Origin of the sequence: Streptomyces albidus (ex Kaewkla and Franco 2022) (assembly GCF_013870515.1) — a bacterium.
GTDB lineage: Bacteria > Actinomycetota > Actinomycetes > Streptomycetales > Streptomycetaceae > Streptomyces > Streptomyces albidus.
Genome location: NZ_JACBXA010000008.1, coordinates 29,172 through 51,921, shown reverse-complemented (window position 1 = coordinate 51,921; position 22,750 = coordinate 29,172). Strand labels below are relative to the sequence as shown.

Here is a 22,750-nt window from a genome sequence, read left to right as displayed (position 1 = left end):
GTCCGTGCCCAGCCCCGTACGTCAGGAAGAAGGAGCCCATGTCCGCCACCTCGCCCCCCACACCGGTCCCGCTCCCGCTGGCGGGCGGTTCCCTCGCGCCCGCGGCGCTGGCCCGTCCCTCCGGGACCTTCGCCATGGTCGCCATGGACCAACGGGACTCTCTGCGCACCATGATGGCGGCCGGGCTCCCGAAGGGCACCGCACCGGTACCCGACAGCGCCCTCACCGACTTCAAGCTCGCCGTCGCCCGCACCCTCGGCCCCGCTGCCTCCGCGCTGCTCATCGACCGCGACTACGGCTACCGAGCTGTGACGGACGCACGCGTGCTTCCCCCGTCGTGTGCGCCGATCCTCGCCGTCGACACCCTGGATCAGCGGCCCGGCGGACCGGTCGAGGACACCGCTCTGGACGATTCGGTCGATCCTGCGGCGGCCGCAGCGGAGGGCACGCGCGGACTCAAGCTGCTCGTGATCTGGCGGCGGGACCGCGACCGTGACCGCCGTGTCGAACTAGCCGCCCGGTTCGTGGAGTTGTGCCGGGACGCAGGGCTGGCCTCCGTCCTCGAACCAGTCGCACGTCCTACCGTCGAGGAGGAGAAGGCAGGCACGTTCCGGCTCAACGACGCCATCGTGGAGGCGGCGAAGGAGCTCGCCCCGCTGCGTCCCTCCCTCTACAAGTGCCAAGTGCCCGACGGCGGTACGGGCTCGGTGGCCGAAACAGCGACCCAAGCGGAACGGATCGACGCGGTCGTGGACATCCCCTGGGTGGTGCTCTCCCAGGGCGTCGCACCGGCGGACTTCCCGCGCGCCGTCGAGGCGGCCTGTCGCGCGGGTGCCTCCGGCTTCCTCGCGGGACGAGCCTTGTGGACCGATGCCCTGGAGGCCTCCGACCGGGACGCCCGGCTGCGCGGGCCCTGCCTGGACCGGCTTCGCCGGCTCGCACAGACCGTCGACGAGTGGGGACGGCCTTGGTGGCAGGCTCCCGCAGCAGCGGAGGTGAACGGGCGGACGCGCACGGCCACTTCGGCCGCCCGGCGAGGGGGAGTGCGCCATGAGGCGTGAGGTCGGTCCGGGCGGAACCGCCCCCGAGGTGTGCGTACTTCACACGGTCGCGGCTCTGCCCGAGCTCTTCGGTCCCCTCCTGCGGGAGGAGGCGCCGCATGTGCGTCCGTTCCACGTGGTGGACGAGAGCCTGCTGGCGGACATGATCAGCCACGGCCCGCTGCCCGCCGTCGCCGACCGGCTGGCAGCCCACGTCGCGGAGGCCGATGCCGCGGGCGCCCGCGCCGTCCTCGTCACCTGCTCCTCCATGGGCGCCGTTGCCGAGGAGGTACGGAAGCGGGCAGGGATCCCGGTGCTCCGGATCGACGAACCGATGGCCGCAGAGGCGGTACGGACGGGCACCCGTATCGGCGTGCTCGCGACGCTGGAGACGACTCTCGGCCCGACCGCGGAGCTCGTACGGCGTGAGGCCTCGGCGCAGGGCGTACGCGTGAGCGTCACGACCACCGACTGCCCCGGCGCCTACGAAGCGCGCCAGGCCGGGCATCCGGGGGAGCACGACCGGCTGATAGCCGCGGAGGCGCTGCGGCTCGCCCCGTCCCACGACGTCCTCGTACTCGCACAGGCCTCCATGGCCGCCGCGCTCGCGAGTCTGCCCGACGGCGGGCTCGGCATCCCCGTCCTCACTTCACCGCGCAGTGGTGCGGCTCAACTCGCGGCGCTCGGCGACGACTTCAGCGGTGGCTGCAGTTGAGATCGGACTGCCGCATGAAGCCCAGAGGCTCGCCGTTGTCGGCTCGTGCGACCTGCCACATGTCGAACGGGCCTGCCGCAGCGACCTGCTGGCCCTCCTGCATCGTGCCGATGATCCTGCTGTCGGTCCTGTCCACGGCGTAGCGTGATGCGCCGTCGTGCACGACGCGGCAGATCGTTCCCGCCTGTGCCGTGCCGCTGAGCGACGGGATCGCTATGGCGGCCACGGCGATCGCGACGGGGGCAGCGAGACGCACTGCCAGTTTCTTCTTCTGCATTCCTCTCCCCGTATTCGTACGACTCTCCGCACAATCTCCATAGTGCCAAGCACCTCGCACACGGGACATCGAATTGGGCGAATCGGTTGACGCCGTCCGCTCTCGGCTCAACTCGCGGCGGCGACCGCCCTGGTGACGGCCAGGGCCGTCGCCATGATGGTGACCTGCGGATTGACCTCGGGGCAGCTGGGCAGCGCGGAGCCGTCCGTGACGAGGACGCCCCGCACGCCGCGCAGCCGGCCTTCCGGGTCGGCCGGAGCGGTCTGGGGATCCGATCCGAGTGCGACCGTCCCCGTCGGATGGAACGCCGACAGGTGAAGCTGTTTGGCCGTCAACCCACCGAGCATTTCCACGAGTTCGCGCTGGGAGCGTGCCTTCGGAGCGGCCGCGATGCCGGTGAGGACCTCTTCGGCGCCGGCCGCGAACAGCACCTCGCCCATCGCCTCGATCGCGCGCATCAGCCTGCGCCCGTCGCGTTTGGCGAGGTCGTAGCGCAGCAGTGTCTGCCGCGCGCCCAGGACCCGGCCCGAGGGCAGGTCGGCGATCATCGCACCGAGAGTGGCCAGCGACGCCGCGCCGTCCAACTCCTCCCGCAGGGCGCGTCCCACACCGGGCAGAACGAACGAGCCCATGCCCGGAGGGCCGGCCGTCGCCTCGATCAGGATGCCCTCGCTGTGCAGTTCCTCCACACCGACGCTCTGCAGCACCCCCTTCCATGCGGTGACGGGCTCCGCGAAGCGCCCCGCGACGCTCGCCGCCGGGTGGATGGCGAGGTTGCGGCCGAGCTGCGGATGGCCGCCGAGGCCGGAACGGCGCAGCAGCGGCGGGGACTGCAGGGCGCCGGCCGCCACCACCACGAGGGGGCTGAGGATCTCCAACTCCGAGCCGTCCGGGCGCCGTACGGCGACACCGCACGCCTGCGGACCGCCCGGCCGGTCGCGTTCGACGAGGATGCGACGGACGTACGCGCTGGTGACGATCCGTGCCCCGGCACTGCACGCGTCCGGCAGCACCGACAGCTGAACGCTCTGCTTGGCGCCGGTCGGGCAGCCCACGACACACTGGCACGAGCCCTTGCAGCCTGTCGCGTTGCGGCGCAGCGGTGCCGCCTCCCAGCCGAGGCGCTCGGCACCGAGGAGGGCCTTGCGGCCGTTGCTGCCGAGCACGTCCATCGGTGCCGAGTCGACCTGGATGGTGCGCTCGACCTCGTCGAGGCATCCGGCGTAGGAGTCCGCGTCGGCCAGGTCCAGCCCGAACGAGTCGCGCCAGCGCGCCAGCACGTGGTCCGGAGTGCGGTAGCACGTACCGGAGTTGACGACGGTGGTGCCTCCGACGGCACGGCCGACGGGCAGGACGACGGGAGGGTTGCCCAGCGCCACCGTCCCGCCGCCGTCCCGGTAGAGCTCCGCGAACCTGTCGAGCGGGGCGCGGCGGCCGAACTCGGCGGTGGTGTGCCGGCGCCCCTCCTCCAGGACGACGACCCGCATCCCCGCGCGGGCGAGTTCACGGGCGGCGATGGCACCTCCCGCGCCCGAACCGATGACGACCGCGTCAGCCGTCGAACGGTCGGGCCACTCGACGGACGACGTGCAGTCCAGCGGCGGATCCTCCGGCGGCTTCATCGACAAGGCGGCCTGCGGCTCCTCGTGAATCATCCGCTCGGTGCCCGCGGCGAGCATCACCGGGACCTTCACCGCGTCCAGCACCGGCAGCAGCGACGAGCGGCCTGCGAGCGAGGCCAGCACGGTCTCCCGCTCGTCGGGGGTGAGGCTCCGCAGGCGGCGGCCCGTGCGCACCATCGCGTAGGCGTCGACGGCCGCTGCCGCTGCCCGCACACCGGCGCGGGCCGGCACGGGCATGGAGCCGAGCACGTTGTCGAGGCGGCGGGGGACGGCGCCCGGCCAGGGCTTGCTGCCGTCGTCGGCGAGGAGAGCGGCGACGAGTCCGCCCAGCCTGTCGCTCATCGGTCGCCCACCTCCGCGTGGGCCGTGCCGTCGAGGGACCACTCCGCTTCCGTACGCCACCGTCCCCACCAGCGCTCCAGCAGGATGCGGGCGTCGGCCGTCTCACTGTTCCGGCACACTGCCGCGCTCCCGTCGGGGTCCTTGTAGTCGAGGGCGAGGGTGCGCTCTTCGGGCTGGGTCACCACGACCTTGATGCGGCGCAGTCCGGACCGTCCGGTCACGCTCCATGTCGGCAGGCCGATGCGCGCGCGGAACCGGCCGGCGCCCGCCCATCCCAGTGCGCTGCGCTCCGCACGGCGCGGCCAGGTGCGTCCGTTCTTGCGCAGCCTCAGGAAGACCAGCGGCGGCAGCTTCCGCAGTCCGGGACGCATCGACACCGCCGCGACGATCTCCAGCACATCGCCGCCTCCCAGGTCCGCGTGGAGCCAGGACCAGCGGCGGGCGTTGCCGTGCCCGTAGATCCGCGCGGTCGCTCCGGGTGCGCCCTTGAGCTGCAACTCCCCGCCGTCGTAGGAGAAGGTGCCGGTGTACGAGGCGTTCGGCGCGGGAACGATCTGCGCCGCCGGCAGCAGGGGGCGCCGCCAGGACCAGCGCGGGAAGGTGTACAGCGGCTCACCGTCGGGGTGTTCGGCCATCTCCCAGCTGAACGGGCCTGCCTTGCCCCGCAGTTGACCGGGGCCCGCCTCGATGCCGTCCGAAGTGAAGCCCTGCTGGTGGGGTGCGGGCATCGGCTTCCACGGCTGCGGGCCGAAGCGCGCGTGCTCCACGGGGCCCTCGCCGTCGGCCGGGAAGCGCGCGACCCAGCCGTGTGCGTACGCGTCGGATCCGTCCGTGGGAGCGACCAGTTCGTGGTGCAGCCACAGGCCGGTGCCCGTCGAGGGGTCGGTCACCGTCGTGTACCAGACCTCCGTACGGCCCGGCTTGCCGTCCCAGCGCGGCGGCAGGTGGCGCTCGGAGTCGTCGGCGCGGGGGAAGCGGAAGCTGGCCAGGAAGGGGAGGAGCTGCGTCGCGATGGAGAATCGCAGTGTGCCTTTCGCCGCCTGCTCGCCGTCACGCTGAAGCACGAACGGCAGGACGGTCATCGACTTCACCGGGCGGGCCGGGGATATCGACTTCCAGCCGTCGAGGGAGTAGCGGCGGCCCTGCGCCGTGAAGTCGAGGCGGTAGCGGATGCGCCGGCGGGCGAGCGGCGAGATCTCCATCTCTCCGGTCGCCTCGTGGTCGTCGGCCCAGCCCGCGATCCGTACGCGACCGGTCAGCACGCAGTCCGTCGTACGGTGCGGCTGAAGCACCTCGTCCGTACGCACCACGAGGTCCAGGCGGATCGGACGCTGCTCGCTCTCTCCGTCCAGGCACACGGAGCCGGTCATCGTCTCGGTGAACGTGGTGCCCCGGGCCCCCATCAGGCGATCCCGAGACCGTCGAGCATGATCCGCTCGGTAGCGGCGAGATACGCGTCCGCCGCCTCTCGCGCGGCCTTCGTCTGGCCCGCTCCGACAGCGGCGACCACCGGCTCCAGACGGTCGTGCGCCTCACCGGGATCCAGGAACGGCCCGACGAGATGGGCACGCATCGGCAGGTAGGCGTTGAAGAGCGTGTTGGTCAGCAGGGTGTAGACGCGGTTGCCGGTCGCGCGGGCGAGCGCGCGGTGCACCTCGATGTCGGCGAGCTGCGCGTCGTTCCCGCCCTCGGCGTCGCGGACCGCGGCGAGCAGCGTGCGCAGCTCCGCGCGCTGTTCCGGTGTGGCCTTCATCGCCGCGCGTTCGGCGATCAACGCGCCGACGCTGCGCCGCACTTCGAAGATCTCGCCGAACCAGTCGGGGCTGTGCCGCACCAGCATCGGCAGCAGGTCCGCGCCGCCGAGACGCGCGAAGTCACGTACGCGGGTGCCGACTCCGTGGCGGGTCTCCAGCAGTCCGGACTGCACGAGCCGCCCGAAGGCGTGCTTGAGCGTGGTGCGCGTGACGCCGTATCCGTCGGCCAGTTCGCGTTCGGGCGGCAGGTAACTCCCGGCCGGGTGAGACCCGGTGAGGATCTCCTCGCGGAGCTTGTTCTCCAGTACGTCGACGATCGTCTCGCGGGGCAGAGTCTCCACGGGCGGCGTCCTCCTCAGTGACTCAGTGGATGAGCCACTGAATCACGTACAGTCCGGCGGGACAAGAGGCCCGCATGCGAAACCCACTGCTGTGCCTCCCGTGACCTCAGGCGCGGACGACCGGTTGTCGCGGACATACCCGGCGAGGAGGATCAGCGGATGCGGACGAACAGACTCGGGAACAGCTCGGTGCACGTGACCGAACTCGGCTTCGGCGGCGGCCCGTTGGGCGGTCTCTTCGCGCCGTTGGACGAGAAGCGCGCTGCGGGGGCGCTGGAGGCCGCCTGGGACTGCGGGATCCGCTGGTTCGACACCGCACCGCACTACGGCATCGGCCAGTCGGAGAGCCGCACCGGCGGCTTCCTCCAGGGAAGGCCGCAGGGCGAGTTCACCCTCTCCACCAAGGTCGGCAGGCTCCTCGAACCCCAGGAGGCGGGCGGACGTACGGACGAACACTTCGAGGTACCGGCGACCCGGCGACGCGTGTGGGACTTCTCCCGCGACGGCATCCTGCGCAGCGTCGAGGACTCGTTGGCCCGCATGGGCGCCGACTCCGTCGACGTCCTGTTCCTCCACGACGCGGAGGGCCACTTCGAAGACGCCCTCCGCGAGGGCTGTCCCGCGCTCGCGGAACTGCGCGCCCAGGGCGTGGTCGGCGCGATCGGCGCCGGAATGTACGACACCGCCCTGCTGACCAGGCTCGTGACCGAGACCGACGTCGACGCCGTGATGCTGTCGGGCAGGTACACGCTGCTGGACCACAGCGCCCTCGACGACCTGCTGCCCGCCTGCGCCGGACGCGGCGTCTCCCTGCTCGCCGCCTCCGTCTTCAACTCCGGTCTGCTGGCGACACCCCGCCCGGTCGAGGGCGCTCACTTCGACTACCGTCCCGCCTCGTCGGAGCTGGTGCGCAGGACGCACCGCATCGCCGACGTCTGCGAGGCGCACGGAGTCACGCTGCCGCAGGCCGCGATGGCGTTCCCGCTGATGCATCCCGTCGTCGCGGGTATCGCGGTGGGCATGCGCTCCGCCGAGGAAGTACGCGGCAACATCGCGTCGTTCGGCGCCCACATCCCCGCCGGAATGTGGGCCGACCTGCGCGCGGAAGGCCTCCTCGACGAACGGGCACCGGTGGAGGCGTGACGCGCGAGGCAAGTCCTTCACGGGACGCCGAGGGCTGTGAAAACCGGTGACGGACGTACGGCGGCGTTCCTGTCCTCACTGGCATGCCCACGCGAAGACCTGCTACGTCTGCCTGCCCTGCCGGTCTCTACAAGCAGCCCTACAGCGCCGACGGGCACCCGCGCCTGTGCCCCGGCTGCGCACGGCCGCTGATCCACGCCGGGTCGGCATTCGCCGCACCGCGCAAGCGGGACACGAACGGCTGGCGGGCCCTGTCCGTCCTGCTCAACGCCGGCGTCTGCTTTCACAGGGACTGATGCGGCGGACCGGGCTACCGCCCGCGCACGCTCCGGGAGGTGCGCGAACGCATGACGTACGCGCGTCGCACGGGGGAGCCGTTCGCCCGTGCGCTCGTCCGGCGTGAGGTGGCGTGACAACTGGCGGGCGGGCGCGCCCCGTTCAGTGACCCGGCCGCGTCGGGGCTCGGTGTGCCGGACTCTGGCCGGTCAGGCCACCGCATCCCGCAGGTTCAGGTTGATGCGCCAGCAGCCGTCACGCGTCCGGGCCAGATCCTCGATGCCGATGCCTTCGAAGGCGGTCTTCATCTCGGCATCCATCTTGCGTGCCGATCCCCTCACGCGCTCGTGGGCCTGTTCGGTCAGGTGGTGAGTGACGGCGTCCGGGCCTTCGGACCCCGTTTCCCGAGTCACCGCTCCACGCTGCTCCAGATCGTCGAGCGCTTGAGCTGCCTTGTCGCCGACCACCTCCATGAGCGCGGAGCGCGGCATACCCTCGTCCGGCCTGCCGTGGAGCCACCACATGGTCAGGACACGGGCGTCGGAAGGGAAGGGGGCCGGAAGTGTCGGCTCAACCCTGTGGAGGACCGCCAACGTCTCAAGACCGAGCACCACTTCGGGCTCCAACGGCCCGATGAGGCGGCGCAGATCGGTCGCGTACAGACGCCCGTCCTCGTGCTCCAGCTGCCAATTGTCGACTTCCGACCGGCCGCGCACGGGTGCGCCGTGCTCGCGTTCCCTGCTCCGCTTCCTGTTCGCCACCAGCTGCAGGCACGCATGGCGCATCGCGGCGAGCTGGTCAGGACTCAGGTTCTCCACGAGAACCAACGCCTCGGCGGCGCTGTGCAGCGCCATGCCTTCACGCAGCGGCCAGGACCTGGGCGGTTCGCCGCTCCGGGGCGTGGTTCGTATCCGGTGACCGAGGTCGGCCAGCGCCTCGCTCATCGATTGCATCGCGAAGCAGGCCTCATGGCCGGCGAGGGTCCAGTCGTTCAGTACCGGCCCGAGCATCGAGCGGATTCCCGGTTCGTACAGCAGGCCAGCGTCGTCGGCAGCGAGCCCGAGGTCGGTGGACACCTCTCCAGGGCAGGCATGGAAGTCGCCGCTCTCGTCGGACGGCGTACCCGGGTGGGGGAACGGTTCGATTCGGCTGCCGGGCGCCTCGACCGCGATGACCGACGTGAGCGCCGCGGCGATCTCGTCGATGTGACCACCGCCGTCCCGGGCGTCCATGTGCAGCACGGGCAGCCCGTCCTCGACGGACGCCGTGCAGTAGTTGGGCAAGCCCATCGAGGGGTCGTCCGGATGAGGTATGCGCCAGACGGCGTCCGCCGCCTTCCGCAGCGCGGCGACCCCCGTCCCGGCGTCGGACGCACCCCGCAGCACCAGCCGCGCCTGGTCGTAGTTGTCCGAGAGGTAGCCGATCAGAACGGCGTCCTGTCGCTGCACCAACTCGCTCCTCATCGCTTCGGCCAGTGCCACGAAGGCTGGTCCAACGGCCCCTCGCGCCCGGCGACTTCAGTACGGCCGTACTCGTCCTTCACCAGCTCTGTCGAGTTCACATCCAGCCGGTGGCGCCCCGAACCGCGCTCCAGCTCCTCCGCCAGATCGCCTGCGTGCGTCACCACCACGACCTGCGTGTCCTGGGCGGCGGTGAGGATGAGCTCAGCGAGTGCGGGCAACAGCTCCGGATGGAGGCTGGACTCCGGCTCGTTGAGCACCATGAGCGCGGGCGGCCGCGGTGTGAGCAGTGCGGCCGTCCAGAGGAGGTAGCGCAGAGTGCCGTCGGAGAGCTCGGCGGCACCGAGCGGGCGCATCATCCCCGGCTGGTGCAGGTGCACCTCGAACCTGCCGCCCTGGGCCGCGATCTCCAGCCGGCTGCCCGGGAAGGCCGCTTCCACCGCGCTCTCCAGAGCCTTCGCGTCGCCGATCTCCGAGATGGTCCGCAGGGCGGCCGCCAGATCCGAGCCGTCATGGCTGAGCACCGGGGTGCGGGTGCCGATCTGAGCGGCGCGGGCGGGCGCGTCCGCGTCGGTGCGTACGTGGTCGTAGAACCGCCAGGACCTGATGTGCTCGCGCAGCCGCAGCAGATCAGGTGCGAGCTGGGGGTCGGCCATCTCGCTCAGCATGCTGTCGTACGGGCGCAGTTCGTTCACCGAGCGATGCCAGTCGCCGCTGGCGGTGCGCGTCCGCACGAACGGGCCCGACCGCTCCGACAGCATCGCGGACGGGCGCAGAACAGGACCCGCCCAGGTGCACTCGACCTTGATCTCCGGGTCGAGGTCGAACAGCGAGTCCGACGGGACCGGGTGCCCGAAGTCGACGGCGTAACCGAACTCGTCCCCGGCGAAGCCGAGCCGCAGACTGACGGGGCCGCTCCGGCCGGCGCCCTGGGCCGGTCTCTCCGTCCCCGCCCACAGCGTCGAGCGCAGACCGCCCTCGCGCGCCAGGGCTGCCACCGCGCCACCACGGGCGGCGTCTCCCAGCAGGCGCAGGGCGCGGTAGAGGCTGGACTTCCCGGTCCCGTTCGCCCCGGTGATCACGTTGAGTCTGTCCAGGGGAACGACCAGTTCGCTCAGGGACCGGTAGTTCTCGACGGCGAGGGTGGTGATCATGGGCTCTCTGTGGGCTCGGTGACGCTGAACCCTCAGTGTGACGCGTGGGTCTGACAAGCCGCCCTTCGCAGGCTCCGCGGTCTCGCGGTGTGGTTGGTCGAGACAGTTGCCACTTGGTCTCGATGCCTGTCACCCCGGTCGACCGGGCTCGGTCCGGTCTTGGGTCGCCCTTCAGGGCCCTGCATCCGCGTCCTTATGGATGAACGCGGATGATGGTCTTTCCCTTCGTCCGCTCGGTCGGGTTGAAGGCGGCGACGGCGTCGTCGAGTGGCGCAACCTTGCCGATGTTCGTTCGCAGGCGGCCATCCCGCACCCGGCGGGCGATCTCGTTCAGCTGCGCGCGATCGGCCTCGACGACGAAGTCCACCGCCAGGCCCTCGGCCACCTGGGCTTCGGGCGGGCCGGCGATGGTCACCAACATCCCGCCGGTTCGAACCAGACCCGCGGACCGCTTCTGGATGCCGCCGCCGATCACGTCGAAGACCAGATCGACTCCGCCGACGTCTTCCAGCGTGTCGTTGTCGAGATCGACGAACTCCTGTGCACCGAAGTCGAGTGCGGTCTGCCGATCGGCGGCACGTCCGGTGCCGATGACATGGGCACCGGCCTCTTTGGCGAGCTGGGTCACGAAAGAGCCGACTCCGCCGGCCGCGCCGTGAACCAGGACGCTCTGTCCCACCTGGAAGCGGCCGTGCACGAACAGTCCCTGCCATGCGGTCAGTCCCGAGATCGGCAGGCTCGCGCCCACAGTGAAGTCGATGTCGCCCGGCAGTGGCGCAACGTTGCGCGCCTCGATGGCTACGTACTCGGCCAGGGTGCCGTCGCGAGTCCAGTCCGCGAGGCCGAAAACCCGCTGCCCCGCCGACAGCCCCCTTGTGCCATAGCCGAGCGCGCTGACCACACCGGCCATCTCGTGGCCGGGGACCGACGGCGTGCGGTCGCGGCCGAGGCGATCGGTCCAGGTTCCCGGCCAGGTCAGCTCGCCAGGGGTGAAGCCCGACGCATGTACCTCAACGAGTACATCGTTTCCGGCCGCCTCCGGCTTCGGCCGCTCCGCCAGCGTCATCCCCGCCGTTCCCGCGGCCTCGTCTGCCACCACAATCGCCTTCATTCGGACGCCTCTCTGTACCAGTCGCTCGCCGGGTGCGGCACTCAAGCTTCGTTGCTTTGTGACGCCGAAGGTCGGTAACACACCCCAGCTGACCGGGAAGATCTTTGACGCGGAGAGCGCCCCCGGTGCGTCGCGATCGAGGCCGTGCAGCGCTGTCGCTCTGGCTGGCCCCTCGGCGGCCCGACCGGTGGGTTTGACGGCTCAGCGATGGTCAGGCGCTCGGATCCGTTCACGTTCGGAGTCGAGCTCGCGTGCGCGAAGGTAGTGGCAACAAGAACGACCAACTGGTGACGGTCATCGCGGTCAGGCTTGCTCGGAAGCCCATGCCGATCACCGAACCTGGGGCCAGCTGCGTCAACCGGTCACACGCGGCCCCGCTGCTGCGTACGCGTCGCAGCTCACGGAAAGTGGAGTACAACTCGGCACGTCTCACCGTGATTTCACCGTTCACATCACTCAACGTGTCCACTCCTGTCTACGCTGGGTGACGTGAGAACAGCACGGAGTGTGCGCGCACCGGCACGCACGGCTGCGCTCACGGATTCGGTACTCGCAGACGGAGGGTGCATGCCGGACACGGGGACTGCGGACGGGAACGCAGCAGGCCGCCCTGAACCTGAACAGGACGAGGACGCAGCCTCGGACCTCTTCCGTGCGATCGGCAGACAGGTGCGCCTGCTGCGTGAGCGGGCGGGGCTCACGCAGCGGGAGCTGGGGGAGAGGCTGAGCTACGGCGAGGACCTGATCTCCTCGCTGGAGCGCGGCCGGCGGACACCGCAGCCGGAGTTCCTGGACGCAGCGGACGAACTGCTCGGCGCCGACGGCATGTTGAAGGCGACGAAGGAAGACGTCACCCGCGCGAGGACCCGTGCGCGGGTCCGCCACCCGGCCTGGTTCCGCGACTACGCCCGTCTCGAGCGTGAGGCGGTCGAGATCAGCTTCTTCAGCACGCTGACGGTCCCGGGCCTGCTGCAGACGGAGGAGTACGCGCGGGCAACGTTCATGGTGCGGCAGCCACTGCTCGACGACGAGACGATCGAACAACGCGTCGCGGCACGGCTGGAACGGCAGGAGATCATCAACCGATGGCCCGCCCCGCTTGTCACAGTCGTCCTGGACGAGTCCGTTCTCCGACGTGCAATTGGCGGAGGCGACGTCCAGCGAAGCCAGTTGAGATCTTTGACGGAGGCGGGCCGGGCACGCAGCACGACCATTCAGGTGTTGCCGCTGGACTGCGACGGCTATGCAGGCGTCGATGGCCCCTTCATCCTTCTGACTCCCCGCGGCAAGCCGCAGCTCGGCTACCTGGAGGTCCAAGGCGAGAACCGGTTGGTCACAGACTCCGAGCAGGTACGTAACCTGGCTGCGCGCTACGGCAGTATCCGAGGTCAGGCACTCACGCCCCGTGAGTCGCTGGTTCTCATCGAGAAGATGCTGGGAGACACATGAACGTCGGGTCGCACGTGTGTGGGCTGTCCAACCTGCGCTGGATCAAGAGCAGTTACAGCGGCGGCGAAGGCGGCGAATGCGTCGAGGTGGCGCTCTCTCACACCTCGGTCCACATCCGCGACTCGAAGGACGCTGAGGGAACCCGGCTGACCGTCGGCTGTGACCAGTGGACGGAGTTCGTGCGGTTCGCTCTCGAGGACGCAGGCGGGGCGCTCTGAGGGGCCTCTGCGCTGTACTCTTTCCTGCCCTCGCAGGACCGGCGAGACGCTGAGTCCGCACTTCGCAGCGGGGGAATTTCATGGCGAATCCAGGAGAGATCATGACCAAGCCGATGCTGTTCGTGGTTGCTGCGTTGTTGCTCGTACTCGGTGTCGGACTGATGGTCTGGGAGCCCGCAGGGCCCGAGGCGGAGTGCGCCAAGGACTCCGGTAAGACCTCGGGTTTCGTGGACGAGGAGAAGAACTGCCCCATATCGATCGAGAGTTACGAACGCATCCGTGAGGCCGAGACCGGCCCGCAGTGGGACAACATCGGAGGTCTGGTCCTGGCCGTCGGCGGCGTGACGACCGCGGCTGTCGCCGCCTTCAGAAAGACCAGAACGGCGTCCTGACCTCCCGCTCCCGCTCCGGCACCGGCTGTCCCTCGGTGCCGGAGCGGTTCGGAGCCGGATGAGGTCGCGAACAGTGCTCGCATGACCGGTCGGCGGTAGCCGACCGTCACCACAGCCCCCAAGGAAGGGCAGATGGCGCCCCGTTCAGAATTACCCCTGCTGACTCCTGCCCTGCGGATACTCATGGGCCTGCTGGGAGCCGGAACCTTCGGTGCCGGTGTACTCGCTGTGTTCGTCACCGAGAACGGGACCGGCACCGGTGTCCTGCTGATCATGGGCGGGGGTCTACTGGTTTTCGCTCTGCTCGGCAATCGAATAGAGAGCCTCGAGTTCGGCGGCACCAAGCTCAAACTGCGCGCTGCCGCGGCGGAGAGGTACGCGTTGGCGGCGGAGTCGGAAGACCGAGGGGACCATGATGCGGCCGACCGGCTGCGCTCAGAGGCTCAGGCCTTGATGGACACGGCAGGCCCCATCGCGTCGGACTATCGATCCGTGCGTAGCTCGATGGGTGCTGGGCAGGACCGAACTCGCGCCATGCAGCAGGTGGTTGAGAAGGCACGCCGTCTCGCTGCGGACAGATCGTTCGAGCCCTCGGTGGTCCAAGGCTGGCTCCGGGACGGGACCGAGGAAAAACGCATCACTGCTCTGGCCATGATGCAGTCGAGAAGTGAGCTCCGGGATTTCGACGCGGTGCTGGCGGCCATCGAGCACTCACGCAGCGCCTTCGAGCAGTATCACGCGATGAAGCTCGCCAAGTCGATGCTCGTCGATCTCGACTCGACACAGATCGGCAAGCTCACCGACGCCGTCAAAGCTCAGCGGGACTGGCGCTTCCGGGCGGACAGCGACCGCTGGCGGCTGAGCGAAGAGATCCTCGGAAGGGCTGACGGGCAGTCGGGCACTCGCTGAGCGGAGTCGTACGCGTCACGCAGGAAACCCGCTCACGCGAGTCAACTCGCCCCGATCCTGCGGCAGATCGACTCCGGCAACGAGTAAGGCGTCTCCTGCGGCAGCTTCGACTCGGCCTCGTCCAGCCTCCGCGCCTTCACGTCGGCATGGATGGAGTGAGCCAGGTCGGTGACGTCCGCGACGCCGGTGATCCAGTCGTCGACGTAGTGGTGGACGGCCGGCCCGGACAGACCGATCTGGATGGCCCGGTACGACTTCCGCTCAAGGTCGACGGATCGCTCGGGATCCCACTGGACGCGTACCGGGCTGGACTCCTTCTGCTGCTTCCACTCGTCCATGTCGGCGTGCAGCTTCGCGTCGTAGTGGCTCAGGCTGGCGTTCGCGAGAGCCCATTCGAAGCCGTCGCGGGTCATTTCGACGGCCAACACCCGCTCCTGGTCGGGCTTCTCGCCCCACCCGGACCGGTACATCATCCAGAGGAACGACGGCTTGATCCACGTCATCCGCTCCCGCTTGAACGGAGCCACGAACGTACCGGCGGCCACCGCTCGTTCGGCGATCGCCGCGGAGTACGCCTGGTAGACGGTGATGGTCGTGTCCGTGTGCTTCGCGCGCACGGTGCGCACGTCTTCTTCTTCCTGTGTGGTCAACACAGCTTCCCCCGTTGGTGGTTGAGGTCTTACGCAGCCCTCACAGGGCGCGCAGGACAGGGTCGCGATGGGCTGCCCCAAGCCGTGATTGCTTGGGCGCGCACGCATCGGCGGCCTCCCGTCCCGGTAGTCGCCCGGGCCCAGGAGGGCACTCGGCATGCTGCCCGCGTCTGGGAGCCGGGGCAAACGAATTCGGCGCCCAACGTGCCGGTTCCCGGCACTCGCGCTCTCGTCGAGGCGCCTCAGCCGAATGCGCGTGGGGGGGCACCCCTCGTGACCACGGCGCAGGAGCGGGACCCGCGAGCCTGAGCTGAGCCGCAGTCAGCGACCGTTCCACAGCGCATCCGCCACTCCCAGCAGGCGAGGGGCCGAGGCGACCCAGACTCCTGCGAGGAATCCCGTCGTCATCCAGACCGTCTTCTGCGAGAGCCTGATTCTGATGTTGACTGTGACCGGCGAGCCGGACCAGTGGGTCTGAGCCTTCGTCTGTCTGGCCACGATGTCGTATCCCCTCTTGCGCAGCCTTCCGGACACTTCTCCCACCTGTGTGGCACGGAGCACTCGGGCCCCGCGTTCGTCCGGAAGGCAACGCACGGTGTCATTCACGTTCAGTTCACGGGGGCGAGGCGGTAAGCCACTCACTCCTCGCCGAGACGGAACTTGTCATTGATCAGGGAGTCGACATCGGAACCGTCACCCATGTCGATGCAGCCGGGAATCAGGCGAGAGACGATATCCCCGAGAGTCGACTCCTTCGCGGTGTCACCGAAATCCGTGTCGGGATCACCCCACGCTCTTCCGGCGATGCCCAGGTCCACACAGTTGAGCATGCGAGCGAACTGTGCGAACGACAGGTCGGGGCGAAGCCGCTGACCCCGAGCTGCGAGTACCTCCTTGTACAGACGCGCCCATTCCGACTCTGCGAGACGGTAGGCGTTGCGAAGCGCGTCCCTGATCACAGGGTCCGCATCCGCGTACACCGCGGCGTAGAGGTGCAGCCGGTGCAGATCCGAATTGAACGCAGCCTGCTGTACCAGAAGCGCAGTCTCCCGGACTGCGCCTGCGAAGTCCTCAGCGGTCTTGAGGCGTTCGACGACCTCTGGGTTCTTGGCGATGTGAAGGGACCAGTGCGCCCGGTACAAGGCGATGCTGAGGAGGTCGGCCAGGAAGTCCCCGTGCCTGGCCCACGTGGACGAGAAAGTACGCACTGTCATCGCTTTGACAGGGTTCCAGAGCCTGTTGACGGCCTCGGCCACTCCGTTGTAGGACACCATCTGCCCGGATCTGCAGGGGATCGGGCCAGAGGTTTCCTTCACTTGTACCAGTGGCTCGGAGAACATACGCTCCAATTGATGCAGACCCCCCAGGATGCAAAGGCGGGTCCTCTCACTTTCGACCTTTTTGCGCCGGGCCTCTTCATCGGTGCCCACCACGCGGTGCACGATGGGCCAGAGGGGGCCCACTTCCAAGTTGCTGCTCATGAGCTCACTTTGGTAGCCAGTTCAGGCACTGACAAGGTCGTCCGCGCTACGTAACATCTGCTCAACTCCAAGGACACGCCGAGAGGTTATGCGCTAGTGCCCATCCGTAAGTGATCTCGCTGTGGGCTGATCTTGGGGTGGCGCTGGTGTGATCGCGGCGTCCGAACCGTCCTGGACGGCTCCGCCAACTGAGGCTTATCAGCGGCAAGGTCTCGGTGAGCCGAGTCGAGGGTCGCGTGTGCGGACGGGGTGGGGCGCTGGGGCGGCCCTGATCGAGTCCGACACCGACACGCGCCTACAGCTCGATGGAGCGATAGGTCAGCGCCTCATCGACCACCTGTTCGGTGGTCAGCGGAGGGTCCGATTGGTAGATCAGCCCGACAACTCGGGGATGGGGGACGTTCTCCACCAACTGATCGACCAGTTCGTCGTGTTCGCGTTCTGTGCCCTCCCCGACCATGATCCGATCCACTAGGGCAACCAGTTCATTTCGCGTCATGCCTCATTGCCTCTTCGTGGAAGCCGCCGGCGGTGCGCTCCATGCCGACGGATCGATCGGTCCTTCAGCAGCGCGGCCTCTGCGGTAGGGAAGCCTGAACAGGTGCGTGCCGGCGTCTAGTACAGGGGTTCGCGTCCCGTGACAGCCCGATAGACGTTATCCATCCAGTCGTCAGCGGCGTCCAGGTACGGCGGTCAAGCCGAACTCCCGTGGGTGGCTACTCAGTTGGCGGTGGTGGCCGTGAGGTGGTTTTGGATCTAAGAAGGAACCTCCCAGTTCTTTGTTTCAGCCACCGCCTGGAGGTGATCCGCGATACTGGCCCGAAAACTAAAGCAGGACGCTCTTAGTTCCTCGATCGCCGTTGGTGTGAGCCTGTGACCCGCGCCATCGATCAAGGTGCCTGCAAAAGAGGCTTGGGCTTCCTGTTCCAGATGCTGCAGTTCGCCTGCTGGTCGAGGGGCATCGCCGTATCTCGTGACAACGGTCCCCCCACCGTTCAAAGTGAGGTCGAAATCCGAAAGGAGTGTTTCCAGCGTCTGTCCCGACATTTCAGCCTGCTGAGGGGCCGGGTTCAAGTAGACGGAAAGGGTGTTGACGGCCAACATCGCAATCTGAGATGAGTAGAAGCCCTGGCTGTGTGGGTCATCTTCCTCGTCCTCGTACAGTTCGGCAACCAACTCCTCGACGGCCTCGGAGGCTTCATCCTCGACATCCTCACCGGCCACCGCGCGCCAGCCCAGGTTCAACGCTTCGTGGAACCCCTCCTGTTCGGAACGGTCATTGAGTAGTTCGAAAATGCCGCTTGCCCCGGTCGGCGCAACTCGCACAAAAGGCAACGAGTTCCCCAGAGGAGGCAGAGCGCAGTGCGTTGTACACAACTTCAGCGCGAGCCATGCGAGTATTGCCTCCAAGCCCCGAACGTTGTAGGCAGCGTGTCCTGCGCCAAAGTGTCAGAGCCTGGGGTTCACCAGCTGGTCAAGCCCTGCCTATCTCTTCAGGGGAAGTCGTCATTCTTGCTTTTTGCGAAGCGTTCGCGAAATATCGATGTCCTTTTGCAGGGCGCTGAGTCGAGGTGGCTCGCGGGTCTCATCCAGCACCACGACGTGCAGGGAATCACCGACCGCGGGGAGTGGCACCTCTTCGTCCCACCATGATGGATGCTTAGTCTGATCGATAAACCCTTCCCGATGAATCTCTGTGATATCTACAAAGGATCCATAGGGAAGGATCCTGGTGATCGTCACGTCAAATTCTTGATGCTCTTGCACTCTTCGCCTAACCGTTGCCGCCGATGGGTACCCAGGTGCGTTCGCGTGTGAGTTCGTTAAAGCGATCCAGTCGATCCACGGGTATTACAAACTCAATCCGTGCCTGCCCATTGGGGCCTTCGCGGTCGTAGCGCTTTGCTGTGTCCGCAAATTCCTCAAGGAAGGCAGGCTCCATGTCGTAGCGGACCATTCCCGAAGCGAAATTTCGACCCGTTGGGCTCATGTACTCTGCCGCTACGCTCCGTTCGCCAAAATAAATGCTTCCGTCCGAACCATCGCCGGGCTGATGATTTGCCGGATTAGGGCCGTGCCTTCGCTCATATTCCGCATCGGCAGCCTTGGGCGTCCGGTAGATGGATACCACGTCGCACGGAGAGAGCCCGAGGACATCCGTCCAAGTATGCGGATTGTGAACGTACGTCGCCGGGTTCGGCGCCGGCGTCAACCCCAGAGGATCGGGGCTCGCGTAGCGCGCCGTGTCGGGGTCGTAGTGGCGGAAGTAGTTGTAGTGCAGGCCGGTTTCCGGGTCGGCGTATTGGCCCGGGAAACGAAGCGGCGTGTGGGCCGTGGCCCCGCGGTTGTGCGTGGTCGTGCCCCACAGCGTGGTGCGGGTGTACCAGGCGATCTCGCCCGTCTCGTCGACGAGTTCCGTCGGTGTGCCGACCAGGTCGGTGGCGATGGCGAAGAAGCGGGAGTCGATCTCCGACTGGTCCGTCGGGTCAAGACGGCGCTCGAGCTGGGTGAGCGGACGGTGACCCTCGTAGTCCCAGGTCAGCGTGACGCCGTTGGCGGGCGTGGACTGTTCGGCGAGCCGCGGGCCGTCCCAGGTGAAGTGGATGGCTTCGGCCACTGAACCATCGGTCGTCAGGCGGTACTTGGCGGTGCGGCGACCCAGCGGGTCGTAGCTGTACGTCCAGACTGTGCCGTCCGGGGTGGTGCAGGAGACGAGTCGGTCCTCGGCGTCCCACTGGTAGCGCCAGGTGTCCGGTTTCTTCGACAGACGACTCTTCCGACGCAAAGTCAGGCGCCCTGCGGCGTCGTGTTCGTAGCGCACTGCGCCGGCAGTGAGCAGCTGCGTTCCGCTGTACGTCCGCTCGCCTCGTGCCTCCGGATGGCGTGCCCGCTCTGGCCAGTCGGCGCTGGTCTGGTTGCCCGCGGCGTCGTAGGCGTACTGCTCGGTCCAGTTCTCCGCCGTGACCGTGAGAGGGCGCCCCACAGCGTCCAGGTCGAACTCTCGTGTGCGGCCTGTCAGTTGGTCGGTGACGGCCGTGAGATGGTTGTCGGGACGGTAGGAGTAGGCGCGGGAACGCAGAGTCCGTGCCTGGGTCGCGAGGGACTGTTCGGCGGGGCGTCCCACGACGTCCCAGCTTGTGGTGAAGGTGACGGGCTGTGTCCCCGAGCCGAAGGCGCGCTCGATCTCGCGGCCCAACTCGTCGTGGGAGAAGTCCAGGTGGTGGCTGTGCACGTCGAGTCGCGTGCGGTTGCCCACCTCGTCGTAGGTGAGCTGCGTGACCGCCCCGGTGGGCGTGACGCGGGAGGTGCGGCGGCCTGCTGCGTCGTAGGTGAAGCGCGTGGTGCGGCCGTCGGCCGTCTCCGACAGCAGCCGTCCCACGACGTCCCGCTCGAAGCTGAGCGCAGAGGTGGGGGACGCCGCTGATATCAACTGCCCCGCGGTGTCATAGCAATAGGCGGTGCGGACCCCCGCAGCATCCTTCTCCACCAGTCGCCCGAGTGCGTCGTACGTGTGGTGGATCTGCTCGCCGAGAGGAGTCGTACGAGTGACGACCCGCCCTGCCGCGTCCCGCTCGTAGCTCACCAGGCGGTCGTCGAAGTCCGTCTCGACGGTCAGACGCCCGGCCAGGTCATACGCGTAATCCCAAGTCAGGCCCTGCGGGTTGAGGACCCGGGTGAGGCGGAGTTCGGTGTCGTAGCCGAACTCGTAGCGCACTCCGTCGGGCGTCGTGCGAGCCGACATCTTGTCGAAGTGCGTGTATTCGAAGGCCGTGACACCACCGTTGGGGTCCGTGTGCGCGAGGCAGTTGCCCTCGCCGTCCCACTTCCACGATTCGACCGCCCCGTCAGGTGCGGTCCGACGAGCGGGCTTGCCCTCGGTCGTCCACTCCATCCGCGTGACCGCCCCCAGCGGGTCGGTCATCTGTGCGAGGCGTCCGAACGCGTCCCGTTCGGCGACGGCCGTCACCCCCGGGTGATCGGATGCCGAAGTCGGCAGACCGGCCTGGTTGTTGACGAAGGTGCGCGCGGTGCCGGTCGTGTCCGTGACCGAGTCGACCGCGCCCGCCGCGTCGTGCGTGAAGACCGTCGCCGCGCCGTCCGGAGCCGTGATCGCGGTGCTGTTGCCGCGCTCGTCCCAGGCCTGCCGCCACACGGAGCCGTCCGGGCCCGTCAACTGCACCGGCAGGTTGAGGGAGTTGTAGGACGCGGTGGAGGTGCTGCCGTCCGGGAGGTGGACGGCGAGGAGGTTGCCGCCCTCGTCCCACTCCAGGCGGGTCGTGTTGCCGAGCGGGTCGGTACGGCTCAGCAGCCGGTCGTAGCGGTCCCACTCCTGCCGGACCGTGTGCCCGTTGGGGTCGGTCTCGGCAATGACCTGACGCAGCTCGTTGAGGTGGAGGACCGTCACCGCGCCGGTCGAGTCCGTGTAGTACGTGATCCGGTTGTCGGTGTCGTAGGTGAAGCGGGAGGAGAGGTAGCCCTCGGGCCCGACGGTCGCTGAGACGCGGCCCGCGTCGTCGTAGACGTATCCGTACGTGGAGTTGTTGCGGTCGGTCCACGAGGTGATCCGGCCGGCGTCGTCGTAGGTGAACCGCAGAGGGATGTCACTGGAGTTTATGACCGCGTCGAGATTGCCCGAGAGGTCGTAGCCGAAGGACATCACGCGGACCAGGCGCTCGGGTGTGCGCAGCGATACGCCGATGACGCGGCCCAGTTCGGCGTCGGTCGTCAGCCGCACGGAGTAGCCGCCGTCGTGGACCACCGTCGCGGGCAGACCGTCGTCGCCGCGCGTGATCTCGATGCCGTTGCCGTTGCGGTCCTCGATCGCAGTCAGCCAGTAAAGGCCGCCCTTGTACGGGTTGCCGGTGAAGCGGCGCGTGTGGCCGGTGTGCGGATCGGTGACCGTGTAGGTGACATCGCCCAGGACGGTCTGCTCGGCCCAGGCCAGCGGCAGCCGGTCGCCCTCGACCGGCCAGACCTGCTCGCCCTCCTCGCGGGGCAGCCCCGGGTAGACCAGCAGGGAGCCGTCCTCACGGGCCCAGGTCGCCCCACGGTCGTCCAGCTCCAGCCGCTCGTCCAGCGTGGAGGCCCAACTCGGCCCGAACCACTGCCCGTAGCGGTAGCTGGAGACGTGCGTACGTCGCAGGACGAGCGGCAGTACGCCCGGCAGCGCCAGGTCCGTCTGGGCGAGGATCATCTCCCCGGTGGCCACGTCGACCGGGTCCGTCTTGCAGACGCGGTTGGGCTCCGAGCGGGAGACGGCGCCCGGGTCGGTCTTGGCGTCACGCGTCGAAGTCGGCCTCGTGCTGGGCGAGTTGCGCTTCTCAGTGCTCACCTTGCCCGGACCGCGGTCCTTGCCGTCGCCCGGTTTGTCGACGCCCTTGAAGCTGTCGCGGGTCTTCTGCTCGTTCGTCTTGTGGTCGTCGGAGATCTTCTTGATGCCCTTCGGGAGGGTGTCCCCGACGTGGTCGCCGAGGTCCTTGAGTCCCTTGGTGAGCTTCTCCGTCACCCCGTCTATCGTCGTGTCCAGGACGGCCGTCAGCGCGTCCTTGCCCTTGGCTCGGCCGTGGTGCCCCTTGGCCTTGGACAGCTTTCCCCTGGCCCGGGTGTTCATGGAGATCTTGACGCCGGCCAGCTTCGTGCCGGCGTTGTCGTGCTCCCCGTGGTCGATGTGGAGCTTGCCGCCGCCGGCTCCGCCGCCCCCGCCCGCGGAGTTGAGCTGCGTGCCGCCCTTGTGGCCCCCGCCGTCGCCTCCGCTCACGCCGAGCGCGTCGGTGGCCACGCCTATCGCCAGGTCCGCGACCAGGTTCTCCAGCGCGGCGACAGCGGGCTCGGTGAGCTTGGCGACGACCTCCTCGACGGCGGCCTCGGCCATCTCCTTGAGTATTCGCTTGAACGCGATGCGCGTCGCCGCGATCTTCCCCGCCGCCAGCAGCGCGGTCAGGCCCGCCGTGAACGGCGCCGCCGCCAGGGCGATGCCCACGGTCGCGCACAGCTCGGCGAGTTCGGCCACGGCGGCGATCTTCCGCGCGACGATGATGTCCGCGACCTTGTCCAGCGCTCCGGCGATGATCCGTGCGGCCTTGGCCAGATCCTTGTGCTTGCCCTGGACCTTCGACCAGTGGCCGTTGAGCGCTGTCAGCGCCTCACTGTTCCCGGAGCCGACCAGCCGCTGGATGTGCTGGTGCGCCGAGTGCCCGTCGTCGTCCGCGTCGTCGGCGAACTCCCGCAACGAGTCCGCCATGTCGCGGTACGCGTCCTCGTCGACGTTCGGCCATCCGACGCCGACCACGTCCAGCATGGTGTCGACGCCCTCAGGAATCGTGTAGCCCACGACTCAACACCCCCCGTGTCCCCGTGACTTGAGCCGCCATGTGCGCAAACAACCATGTCACGAGACGTGTTGACGCCTCCAGCGG

At 68.4% G+C, this 22,750-nt stretch carries 21 protein-coding genes and 1 pseudogene; 8 read left to right on the top strand and 14 right to left on the bottom strand.

Annotated elements, in window-relative coordinates; translation table 11 throughout:
- Positions 1–38: 38 nt before the first annotated feature.
- Together H5J26_RS03150 and H5J26_RS03145 are read left to right on the top strand one after the other, a co-directional pair.
- The gene (locus H5J26_RS03150) at positions 39–1,061 is read left to right on the top strand and encodes a hypothetical protein (protein ID WP_181764110.1); all 1,023 of its coding nucleotides are present in this window, start codon (positions 39–41) and stop codon (positions 1,059–1,061) included.
- A complete protein-coding gene (locus tag H5J26_RS03145) occupies positions 1,051–1,755 on the top strand; it encodes an aspartate/glutamate racemase family protein (RefSeq protein ID WP_181764109.1) in 705 nt (234 codons plus the stop codon). The genes H5J26_RS03150 and H5J26_RS03145 overlap by 11 nt, the downstream gene beginning before the upstream one ends.
- On the opposite strand, the gene H5J26_RS03140 is transcribed toward H5J26_RS03145, so the two are convergent.
- The 4 genes from H5J26_RS03140 to H5J26_RS03125 form a co-directional block, all read right to left on the bottom strand.
- Positions 1,736–2,032, bottom strand: coding sequence for a hypothetical protein (locus H5J26_RS03140; RefSeq protein ID WP_181764108.1), 297 nt, complete (start codon positions 2,030–2,032; stop codon positions 1,736–1,738). The two genes, H5J26_RS03145 and H5J26_RS03140, sit on opposite strands and share 20 nt — an antisense overlap.
- Positions 2,033–2,139: 107 nt before the next feature.
- On the bottom strand, positions 2,140–3,996 hold the full coding sequence (locus tag H5J26_RS03135) for a GMC family oxidoreductase (RefSeq protein WP_181764107.1): 1,857 nt from the start codon (positions 3,994–3,996) through the stop codon (positions 2,140–2,142).
- Positions 3,993–5,399, bottom strand: coding sequence for a hypothetical protein (locus H5J26_RS03130; RefSeq protein WP_210770956.1), 1,407 nt, complete (start codon positions 5,397–5,399; stop codon positions 3,993–3,995). The genes H5J26_RS03135 and H5J26_RS03130 overlap by 4 nt, the downstream gene beginning before the upstream one ends.
- Positions 5,399–6,091: a FadR/GntR family transcriptional regulator gene (locus H5J26_RS03125; protein ID WP_181764106.1), complete on the bottom strand. Its 693-nt coding sequence runs from the start codon at positions 6,089–6,091 to the stop codon at positions 5,399–5,401. The genes H5J26_RS03130 and H5J26_RS03125 overlap by 1 nt, the downstream gene beginning before the upstream one ends.
- A gap of 159 nt (positions 6,092–6,250) precedes the next feature.
- Here H5J26_RS03125 and H5J26_RS03120 point away from each other — a divergent pair, with 159 nt between their 5' ends.
- Together H5J26_RS03120 and H5J26_RS03115 are read left to right on the top strand one after the other, a co-directional pair.
- Entirely contained in the window at positions 6,251–7,234 is a 984-nt protein-coding gene (locus H5J26_RS03120; RefSeq protein ID WP_181764105.1) for an aldo/keto reductase, read from the top strand.
- 46 nt (positions 7,235–7,280) lie between these two features.
- Positions 7,281–7,647: pseudogene (locus H5J26_RS03115) on the top strand (deoxyxylulose-5-phosphate synthase).
- 72 nt (positions 7,648–7,719) lie between these two features.
- Here the strand turns inward: H5J26_RS03115 and H5J26_RS03110 are convergent.
- The 3 genes from H5J26_RS03110 to H5J26_RS03100 all read right to left on the bottom strand — a co-directional run bounded on the left by H5J26_RS03110 (position 7,720) and on the right by H5J26_RS03100 (position 11,235).
- Positions 7,720–8,958 carry a MarR family winged helix-turn-helix transcriptional regulator gene (locus H5J26_RS03110; protein WP_181764104.1) on the bottom strand — a complete coding sequence of 413 codons (1,239 nt, stop codon included), beginning with the start codon at positions 8,956–8,958 and terminating at the stop codon, positions 7,720–7,722.
- Positions 8,959–8,969: 11 nt separating this feature from the next.
- On the bottom strand, positions 8,970–10,124 hold the full coding sequence (locus H5J26_RS03105) for an AAA family ATPase (protein ID WP_181764103.1): 1,155 nt from the start codon (positions 10,122–10,124) through the stop codon (positions 8,970–8,972).
- A gap of 193 nt (positions 10,125–10,317) precedes the next feature.
- Entirely contained in the window at positions 10,318–11,235 is a 918-nt protein-coding gene (locus tag H5J26_RS03100) for an NADP-dependent oxidoreductase (RefSeq protein WP_181764102.1), read from the bottom strand.
- Positions 11,236–11,802: 567 nt separating this feature from the next.
- Here H5J26_RS03100 and H5J26_RS03095 point away from each other — a divergent pair.
- From H5J26_RS03095 to H5J26_RS03080, 4 genes are all read left to right on the top strand, one after another.
- Positions 11,803–12,684, top strand: coding sequence for a helix-turn-helix domain-containing protein (locus tag H5J26_RS03095; protein ID WP_181764101.1), 882 nt, complete (start codon positions 11,803–11,805; stop codon positions 12,682–12,684).
- Complete coding sequence (locus H5J26_RS03090; RefSeq protein ID WP_181764100.1) at positions 12,681–12,902, top strand: DUF397 domain-containing protein; 222 nt, start codon at positions 12,681–12,683, stop codon at positions 12,900–12,902. Before H5J26_RS03095 ends, H5J26_RS03090 begins: the two co-directional genes overlap by 4 nt.
- A 101-nt stretch (positions 12,903–13,003) precedes the next feature.
- Entirely contained in the window at positions 13,004–13,294 is a 291-nt protein-coding gene (locus H5J26_RS03085) for a hypothetical protein (RefSeq protein ID WP_181764099.1), read from the top strand.
- 228 nt (positions 13,295–13,522) lie between these two features.
- Positions 13,523–14,203 (top strand): hypothetical protein, encoded by a 681-nt coding sequence (locus tag H5J26_RS03080; RefSeq protein ID WP_181764098.1) that lies wholly within the window; start codon positions 13,523–13,525, stop codon positions 14,201–14,203.
- 41 nt (positions 14,204–14,244) lie between these two features.
- Here the strand turns inward: H5J26_RS03080 and H5J26_RS03075 are convergent, their stop codons facing one another.
- The 7 genes from H5J26_RS03075 to H5J26_RS03045 form a co-directional block, all read right to left on the bottom strand.
- Entirely contained in the window at positions 14,245–14,853 is a 609-nt protein-coding gene (locus H5J26_RS03075; RefSeq protein ID WP_235980360.1) for a DUF4291 domain-containing protein, read from the bottom strand.
- 321 nt (positions 14,854–15,174) lie between these two features.
- On the bottom strand, positions 15,175–15,387 hold the full coding sequence (locus H5J26_RS03070) for a hypothetical protein (RefSeq protein WP_181764096.1): 213 nt from the start codon (positions 15,385–15,387) through the stop codon (positions 15,175–15,177).
- A 104-nt stretch (positions 15,388–15,491) separates the two neighbouring features.
- Positions 15,492–16,334, bottom strand: a complete 843-nt coding sequence (locus tag H5J26_RS03065) for a hypothetical protein (RefSeq protein WP_181764095.1) — start codon at positions 16,332–16,334, stop codon at positions 15,492–15,494.
- A gap of 295 nt (positions 16,335–16,629) precedes the next feature.
- On the bottom strand, positions 16,630–16,833 hold the full coding sequence (locus H5J26_RS03060) for a bacteriocin immunity protein (protein WP_181764094.1): 204 nt from the start codon (positions 16,831–16,833) through the stop codon (positions 16,630–16,632).
- 257 nt (positions 16,834–17,090) lie between these two features.
- Positions 17,091–17,744 (bottom strand): hypothetical protein, encoded by a 654-nt coding sequence (locus tag H5J26_RS03055; protein WP_181764093.1) that lies wholly within the window; start codon positions 17,742–17,744, stop codon positions 17,091–17,093.
- 96 nt (positions 17,745–17,840) lie between these two features.
- Entirely contained in the window at positions 17,841–18,077 is a 237-nt protein-coding gene (locus H5J26_RS03050; RefSeq protein ID WP_210770955.1) for a hypothetical protein, read from the bottom strand.
- Positions 18,078–18,108: 31 nt separating this feature from the next.
- Positions 18,109–22,665 carry a DUF6531 domain-containing protein gene (locus tag H5J26_RS03045; RefSeq protein ID WP_181764091.1) on the bottom strand — a complete coding sequence of 1,519 codons (4,557 nt, stop codon included), beginning with the start codon at positions 22,663–22,665 and terminating at the stop codon, positions 18,109–18,111.
- Between the last annotated feature and the right edge of the window lie 85 nt (positions 22,666–22,750).